This window comes from Halomonas sp. 707D4, from assembly GCF_024158685.1.
Taxonomy (GTDB): Bacteria; Pseudomonadota; Gammaproteobacteria; order Pseudomonadales; family Halomonadaceae; genus Vreelandella.
The window spans coordinates 1-7,094 of record NZ_JAMZBD010000140.1; the positions used below are offsets into that span (position 1 = coordinate 1).

General features: G+C 61.2%; 8 protein-coding genes. All 8 read right to left on the bottom strand.

Features of this window, described 5'->3' with window-relative positions:
- Window positions 1–1,193 (bottom strand): threonine--tRNA ligase (gene thrS / locus BIS11_RS07940; RefSeq protein WP_253585897.1); only part of this gene is annotated, 1,193 nt, incomplete at its 3' end.
- 159 nt (window positions 1,194–1,352) lie between these two features.
- On the bottom strand, window positions 1,353–1,769 hold the full coding sequence (locus tag BIS11_RS07945) for an NUDIX domain-containing protein (protein ID WP_367399035.1): 417 nt from the start codon (window positions 1,767–1,769) through the stop codon (window positions 1,353–1,355).
- A gap of 1 nt (window position 1,770) precedes the next feature.
- Complete coding sequence (gene nrdF / locus BIS11_RS07950) at window positions 1,771–2,742, bottom strand: class 1b ribonucleoside-diphosphate reductase subunit beta (protein WP_253418219.1); 972 nt, start codon at window positions 2,740–2,742, stop codon at window positions 1,771–1,773.
- 28 nt (window positions 2,743–2,770) lie between these two features.
- The gene (gene nrdE, locus BIS11_RS07955) at window positions 2,771–4,924 is read right to left on the bottom strand and encodes a class 1b ribonucleoside-diphosphate reductase subunit alpha (RefSeq protein WP_367399036.1); all 2,154 of its coding nucleotides are present in this window, start codon (window positions 4,922–4,924) and stop codon (window positions 2,771–2,773) included.
- A gap of 11 nt (window positions 4,925–4,935) precedes the next feature.
- Window positions 4,936–5,367 carry a class Ib ribonucleoside-diphosphate reductase assembly flavoprotein NrdI gene (nrdI, locus tag BIS11_RS07960; RefSeq protein WP_253418213.1) on the bottom strand — a complete coding sequence of 144 codons (432 nt, stop codon included), beginning with the start codon at window positions 5,365–5,367 and terminating at the stop codon, window positions 4,936–4,938.
- 9 nt (window positions 5,368–5,376) lie between these two features.
- Window positions 5,377–5,598, bottom strand: a complete 222-nt coding sequence (gene nrdH, locus BIS11_RS07965; protein ID WP_227391347.1) for a glutaredoxin-like protein NrdH — start codon at window positions 5,596–5,598, stop codon at window positions 5,377–5,379.
- Window positions 5,599–6,052: 454 nt separating this feature from the next.
- Window positions 6,053–6,664 carry a superoxide dismutase gene (locus BIS11_RS07970; RefSeq protein ID WP_253418210.1) on the bottom strand — a complete coding sequence of 204 codons (612 nt, stop codon included), beginning with the start codon at window positions 6,662–6,664 and terminating at the stop codon, window positions 6,053–6,055.
- 187 nt (window positions 6,665–6,851) lie between these two features.
- Window positions 6,852–7,094, bottom strand: a 243-nt coding sequence (locus BIS11_RS07975) for an FAD-binding protein (RefSeq protein ID WP_253585898.1), incomplete at its 5' end; no start/stop codon positions are given.

The following is a 7,094-nucleotide window of genomic DNA, read 5'->3' on the forward strand; positions in this document are numbered from 1 at the left end:
CTCGTGACCTCCGGCTCGACCTGGGCTTCGGTGCAGAAGACGTGACCGTCGTCCTGGGTGAAGGCGCGCACGCGCATGATGCCGTGCAGCGCGCCCGAGGGCTCGTTGCGATGGCAGCCGCCGAACTCGCCGAAGCGCACCGGAAGCTCCCGGTAGCTGCGAAGCCCGGAGTTGAACACCTGGACGTGGCCCGGGCAGTTCATCGGCTTGAGTGCGTATTCGCGCTTCTCCGACTCGGTGAAGAACATGCCGTCTGCGTAGTTGTCCCAGTGGCCGGACTTCTTCCACAGCGACACGTCCATGATCTGCGGGCAGCGAATCTCCTGATAGCCACCGGCCTTGTAGACGCCGCGCATGTACTGCTCGACCTGCTGCCACAGCGCCCAGCCGTTGGGGTGCCAGAAGATCATGCCCGGCGCCTCTTCCTGCATGTGGAACAGGTCGAGCTTGCGCGCAAGCTTGCGGTGATCGCGCTTCTCCGCCTCCTCGAGGCGCTTCATGTACGCCTTGAGCTGCTTCTTGTCGCCCCAGGCGGTGCCGTAGATGCGCGTGAGCATCGCGTTGGAGGCGTCCGCCCGCCAGTAGGCACCGGCCAGCTTGGTCAGCTTGAAGGCCTTCAGGTGGCGGGTGTTGGGCACGTGCGGGCCCCGGCACATGTCGGTGTACTCTTCGTGGTGGTACAACCGAATGGTGGCGCCTTCGGGGATGTCGCGAATGATCTCCTGCTTGTACGGCTCCTCGCGGCTGTCGAAGGTCGCCATGGCCTTGTCGCGATCCACGTACTCGCGCACCACGTCGTACTCCTGGTCGATCAGCGCCTGCATGCGCTTCTCGATCGCCTCCATGTCCTCCGGCGTGACCGAACGACCGAAGTCGATATCGTAGTAGAAGCCGTTCTCGATCACCGGACCGATCGCCATCTTGGCGTCCGGGTAGAGCTGTTTCACCGCATGCCCGATCAAGTGCGCACAGGAGTGGCGAATGATCTCGACGCCTTCCGGGTCGCGGGCGGTGATGATCGCCACGTCCGCGTCGTGTTCGATCATGTCGGCGGCATCGACCAGCACACCGTCTATCTTTCCGGCAACGCACGCCTTGGCCAAACCAGGGCCAATGGACTCGGCAAGCTGCATGATGGAAAGCGGTTCGTCGAAGGGTCGTTGACTGCCGTCGGGCAGGGTCACAATGGGCATTCGGATGTTCCTTGAGCGCAGTGGTGATCCATACCAGGGATCACATATCGCTATCAATGGCTTGAGGATTCGTTTCAAACGCAAAAGCGCCTGCCCGTCGATGGGCAGGCGCGTAGCCTAGCAGACTTTCAAGCGACGAGACACCGGCGCCGAGCCGCTTCAGTCGAGTGTGAGCGGCAGAACGTGTTCGCGCGTCAGTGGTGCAAGCTCGAGTGTCAGGGCTTGCCCTGGCGCCACCCACACCGCTTCCGCGATCTCCGCCGCCGCCTCGACGCGCTCATCGAGCGTCAGGCGAAAGAGTTCGGCGTCGATCAGCGTGTTCGCCTCGTTGGCCGCCTCGATTTCGACCCGCGTGACGTACGCAAGGCGAGACGGCACCACGCGTGCACCGAGCTCCTCCTCGATTTCGCGCGCCAGCGCCTCGCGGGCTGGCTCGCCGGGCTCGATCTTGCCGCCGGGCTGCATGAAATAGCGCGTACCGCGCTTGCGCACCAGCAGAAGCTCGCCCTTCGCGTTCACGACGATCGCCGCGGCGATGCGCAGCGTCTGAAGCGGGGCGTCGCTTGCGACCATCATGCTAGAACGCCCAGTCGTCGTCTTCGGTGGCCACCGCCTTGCCGATCACGTAGGAGGAACCCGAACCCGAGAAGAAGTCGTGGTTCTCGTCGGCGCTCGGTGACAGCGCGGCCATGATGGTCGGGTCGACGTCGGTGACGCTGCTCGGGAACAGCGGCTCGAAGCCCAGGTTCATCAACGCCTTGTTGGCGTTGTAGTGCAGGAACTTCTTGACGTCTTCGGTGAGACCCACCGCATCATAAAGCGACTCGGTGTAGCGCACCTCGTTGTCGTAGAGCTCCAGCAGCAGCTCGTAGGCGTAGTCCTTGACCTGTTGGCGACGCTCTGGGGTTGCCTCGTTGAGCGCCTGCTGGAACTTGTAGCCGATGTAGTAGCCGTGCACCGCCTCGTCGCGAATGATCAGGCGAATCAGGTCCGCCGTGTTGGTCAGCTTGGCGTGGCTCGACCAGTACATCGGCAGATAGAAGCCCGAGTAGAACAGAAACGACTCGAGGAAGACGCTCGCCACCTTGCGCATCAGAGGATCTTCGGAACGGTAGCGTTCGAGGATCAGCTCGGATTTCGCCTGCAGCGTCGGGTTCTCCTCGCTCCAGCGGAAGGCGTCGTCGACGTCACGCGTGGTACAAAGCGTCGAGAAGATCGAGCTGTAGGAGCGCGCATGCACCGATTCCATGAAGGCGATGTTGGTGTACACCGCTTCCTCGTGAGGCGTGCGTGCGTCTTCCATCAGCACCGGCGCGCCGACGCTGCTCTGGATGGTGTCCAGCAGCGTGAGCCCGGTGAACACGCGGATGGTCAGCTGCTTCTCCTGCTGGGTCAGCGTATTCCAGGACTGGATGTCGTTGGAAAGCGGCACCTTTTCCGGCAGCCAGAAGTTGCTGGTCAGGCGGTTCCAGACCTCCAGGTCCTTGTCATCCTGAAGGCGGTTCCAGTTGACGGCATCGACCCGTGATAAGCGTTGCGTAGTGGTCATCCCATGAATCTCTCAAGTCGTTGCGATGTTACAGCGTGCAGGAAACGCAGCCTTCCACTTCGGTACCCTCCAGGGCACTCTGGCGAAGACGGATGTAGTAGAGCGTCTTGATACCCTTGCGCCAAGCGTGGATCTGCGCCTTGTTGATGTCCCGGGTGGTGGCGGTGTCCGGGAAGAACAGCGTCAGCGACAGCCCCTGGTCGACGTGCTTGGACGCCTCGGCGTAGGTATCGATGATCTTTTCCGGGCCGATCTCGTAGGCGTCCTGGAAGTAATCGAAGTTCTCTTCGTTCAAGAAAGGCGCCGGGTAGTAGACACGGCCGAGCTTGCCTTCCTTGCGGATCTCGATCTTCGCCGCCACCGGATGGATGCTCGAGGTGGAGTGGTTGATGTAGGAGATCGAACCGGTCGGCGGCACCGCCTGCAGGTTGCGGTTGTAGAGGCCGTGAGCCATCACCGAGGCCTTGAGCTCTTCCCAGTCGGCCTGGGTCGGAAGCGCGATGCCGCTGCGCTCGAACAGTCCGCGCACCTTCTCGGTCTTCGGCAGCCACGCCTCATCGGTGTACTTGTCGAAGAACGTGCCCGACGCGTAGGTGGAATCCTTGAAGCCCGCGAAGGTGTCGCCGCGCTCGATGGCCAATTGATTCGAGGCGCGAATGGCGTGAAACGCCACGCAGTAGAAGTAGAGGTTGGTGAAATCGAGCCCCTCTTCACTGCCGTAGTAGATGTGCTCGCGGGCGAGGAAGCCGTGCAGGTTCATCTGACCAAGACCGATGGCGCGGGACTTGGCGTTGCCTTCGGCGATCGACGGCACGCTCTTCAGATTGCTCATTTCGGAGACGGCGGTGAGGCCGCGAATCGCGATGTCGACGCTGGTGGCGATGTCCCCGGAGTCCATGACCTTGGCGATGTTCATCGAGCCCAGGTTGCAGGAGATATCCTGACCGACCTTGCTGTAGTTCAGGCTTTCATCGTACTCGGTCGGCGTATTGACCTGCAGGATCTCGGAGCACAGATTGCTCATATTGATCCGGCCGGCGATCGGGTTGGCCCGGTTCACCGTGTCCTCGAACATGATGTAGGGGTAGCCGGATTCGAACTGCAGCTCGGCGAGCGTCTGGAAGAAGGCGCGTGCGTTGATCTTCTGCTTGCGAATGCGCGCGTCCGCGACCATCTCGTGGTAGTGCTCGGTGACGCTGATGTCGCCGAAGGGCTTGCCGTAGACCCGCTCCACATCGTAGGGAGAGAACAGGTACATGTCCTCGTTGCGCTTGGCGAGTTCAAACGTGATGTCCGGAATCGTCACGCCCAGCGACAGCGTCTTGATGCGGATCTTCTCGTCGGCGTTCTCGCGCTTGGTATCGAGAAAGCGCAGGATGTCCGGGTGGTGGGCGTTGAGGTACACCGCGCCCGCGCCCTGGCGCGCGCCGAGCTGGTTGGCGTAGGAGAAGGCGTCTTCCAAGAGCTTCATGATCGGAATGATGCCGGAGGACTGGTTCTCGATGCGCTTGATCGGCGCGCCGGACTCACGAATGTTGCTCAGCAGAAACGCCACGCCGCCGCCGCGCTTGGAGAGCTGCAGCGCCGAGTTGATCGAGCGGCCGATCGACTCCATGTTGTCTTCGATACGCAGCAGAAAGCACGACACCAGCTCGCCACGCTGCTGCTTGCCGCAGTTCAAAAACGTCGGCGTGGCCGGCTGGAAGCGCCCGGTGATGATCTCGTCGACCAGCGACTTGGCAAGCTGCTCCTCGCCGCGAGCGAGGGTGAGCGCGACCATGCACACGCGATCCTCGTAGCGCTCGAGGTAGCGCTTGCCATCGAAGGTCTTGAGCGTGTAGCTGGTGTAGTACTTGAAGGCGCCCAGAAAGCTCGGGAAGCGGAACTTGAAGGCGTAGGCCTGCTCGAACAGCGCCTTGACGAAAGCCGGCGTGTACTGCTCGAGCACTTCGGCCTCGTAGTAGCCCTCTTCCACCAGGTAGTCGAGCTTCTCCTCGAGCGAGTGGAAGAAGACCGTGTTCTGGTTGACGTGCTGCAGGAAGTACTGGCGCGCCGCTTCGCGATCCTTGTCGAGCTGGAGCTCGCCGTTGGCACCATACAGGTTCAGCATGGCGTTGAGGGCGTGGTAATCGAGCGTACGCGCCTGCGCCTTCTCCGCCGCCGGCTTCTTGGTGTCGGCCAGGCTTGTCGTGACTACGTTTGTCGTTTCCAAAACTCTTCTACTCCTTTGCGAACCCTGGCGACGTCATCGTCGGTGCCCAAAAGCTCGAATCGATACAGCAGCGGCACCTGGCATTTCTGCGCAATGATGCGCCCGGCCAGCCCGTATGCCTCGCCAAAATTGGTATTGCCTGCGGCAATGACGCCTCGAATGAGGTGTCGGTTATGCTCGTCGTTCAAGAAGCGGATCACCTGGATCGGGACTGCGCCTCGGGCCCCGCCCCCGCCGTAGGTCGGCGTGATCAGCACGTAAGGGGCTTCGATGCGCGGTGTCGGCTCGTCGCGACCGATCGGCAGCCTTCGCGCTTCAAGCCCCAGCTTCTCGACGAAACGATGGGTGTTGCCTGACTTGGTGGAAAAGTACACCAGCGTGCCAGCCAACGGTGCGTGCGCGTCCGTCAGCATGGCGATGGATCAGGCGAGCGCCTGGATACGATCCGGGCGAAAGCCCGACCAGTGATCTTCGCCTGCCACCACGACCGGCAGCTGGCGATAGCCCAGCGCCTCGACCTGCGCCTGGGCACCGTCTTCGGCGGTAATGTCGATCACCGTGTATTCGATACCCTGCTTGTCCATGGCACGATAAGTAGCGGTGCACTGGACGCAGGCGGGCTTGCTGTAGATTTGGATGGCCATGGCTACTTTTTCCTTTTCATAGCGGCGTTTTTAGGCTAGAGCACATGTAGTGCCCCACCCTCTTAAAAGACACTACGAATACTATATATAGACCACGGCAAAATCAATTCAAGCATATATAGTATTTTTTCATCCACAGCTTATTGACAAACAATGCCCAGCGACGCCACGGGGGCGCGCACCGATTCGAGGATGAAAACCAGCGTTTTCGGCATGCATTCAACGCCCTGAAACGCCGTTGCGGCGCTCGATGAATCGCCGATGAAAGTTATCCACTTCGTACATGAAGGCAAAAAATTTCGCCCGACACGAAAGACCGAGCCGATACACCCATACGTGCGACGAGCGCCGCGCGGGGTCGTCGACAAAGGCTTTTGAACAGCTCGCTCACCAACCTCGAGACATGAAAAAGCCCGGCCGATTGGCCGGGCTTTCGAAGGCGAGAGCAGGGCTATCAGGCGATAGCGGCCTGGTAGCGACGCTCGACCTCTTCCCAATTGACGACGTCGAAGAAGGCGGCGACGTAATCGGGGCGCTTGTTCTGGTACTTCAGGTAGTAGGCGTGTTCCCACACGTCCAGACCCAGGATCGGCGTGTTGCCATGCATCAGAGGGCTATCCTGGTTCAGGGTGTTCTCGACCACGAGCTTCTTCTCGGGAGTGACGGAGAGCCACGCCCAGCCGCTGCCGAAGCGACCGGTCGCGGCTTTCTTGAACTCTTCCTTGAAGGTATCGACGCCACCCAGCTCGCTGTCGATCGCCTTGGCGACGTCACCCTGGGGCTGGCCGCCGCCGTTGGGCGACATCATTTGCCAGAACATGGAGTGGTTGACGTGGCCGCCACCATTGTTGATCACGGCCTGACGCTTGGCTTCCGGTACGCGGTCGAGGTTGGAAACCAGCTCTTCGATCGCCAGGTCCTCGAGACCGGTGCCTTCGAGCGTGCCGTTGAGGTTGGTGACGTAGGTGTTGTGGTGACGCGAATGGTGGATTTCCATGGTCATCGCATCGATGCTCGGCTCGAGCGCGTCATAAGCGTAGGGCAGTTCAGGCAGTGTATGTGCCATGTCATCGTCTCCTTGAGTGACTGTCGGTGTTCAATCGAAGTAGGTGCGGTCACCCCTACCTCTTTTCAACCGCTGCTGCGGATTTTTACCTAAAACGTCAACGCCTTTCGGTGCTGCGTGCCCTGCACTCTAGCCAAGAATCGCCGCCTCGGCGAATACCCAGACAGGGCCGGTGCAGGACACGCCATCACAGCTTGCTCTCGAGCGCCGGCAGGATCTCGAACAGATCCCCCACCAGCCCGTAGTCCGCGACCTGGAAGATCGGCGCTTCCTCGTCCTTGTTGATCGCCACGATCACCTTCGAGTCCTTCATCCCCGCCAGGTGCTGGATGGCCCCCGAGATACCCACCGCGATGTAGAGATCCGGCGCCACGATCTTGCCGGTCTGCCCCACCTGCATGTCGTTGGGCACGAACCCCGCGTCCACCGC

Excerpts from the sequence above, each read along its gene's own strand:
- nrdI (WP_253418213.1), bottom strand. The coding sequence starts at position 5,367 with ATGCTGACGGACGCGCACGCACCGTTGGCTGGCACGCTGGTGTACTTT.
- BIS11_RS07945 (WP_367399035.1), bottom strand. The coding sequence starts at position 1,769 with ATGATGGTCGCAAGCGACGCCCCGCTTCAGACGCTGCGCATCGCCGCG.
- nrdH (WP_227391347.1), bottom strand. The coding sequence starts at position 5,598 with ATGGCCATCCAAATCTACAGCAAGCCCGCCTGCGTCCAGTGCACCGCT.
- nrdF (WP_253418219.1), bottom strand. The coding sequence starts at position 2,742 with ATGACCACTACGCAACGCTTATCACGGGTCGATGCCGTCAACTGGAAC.
- BIS11_RS07970 (WP_253418210.1), bottom strand. The coding sequence starts at position 6,664 with ATGGCACATACACTGCCTGAACTGCCCTACGCTTATGACGCGCTCGAG.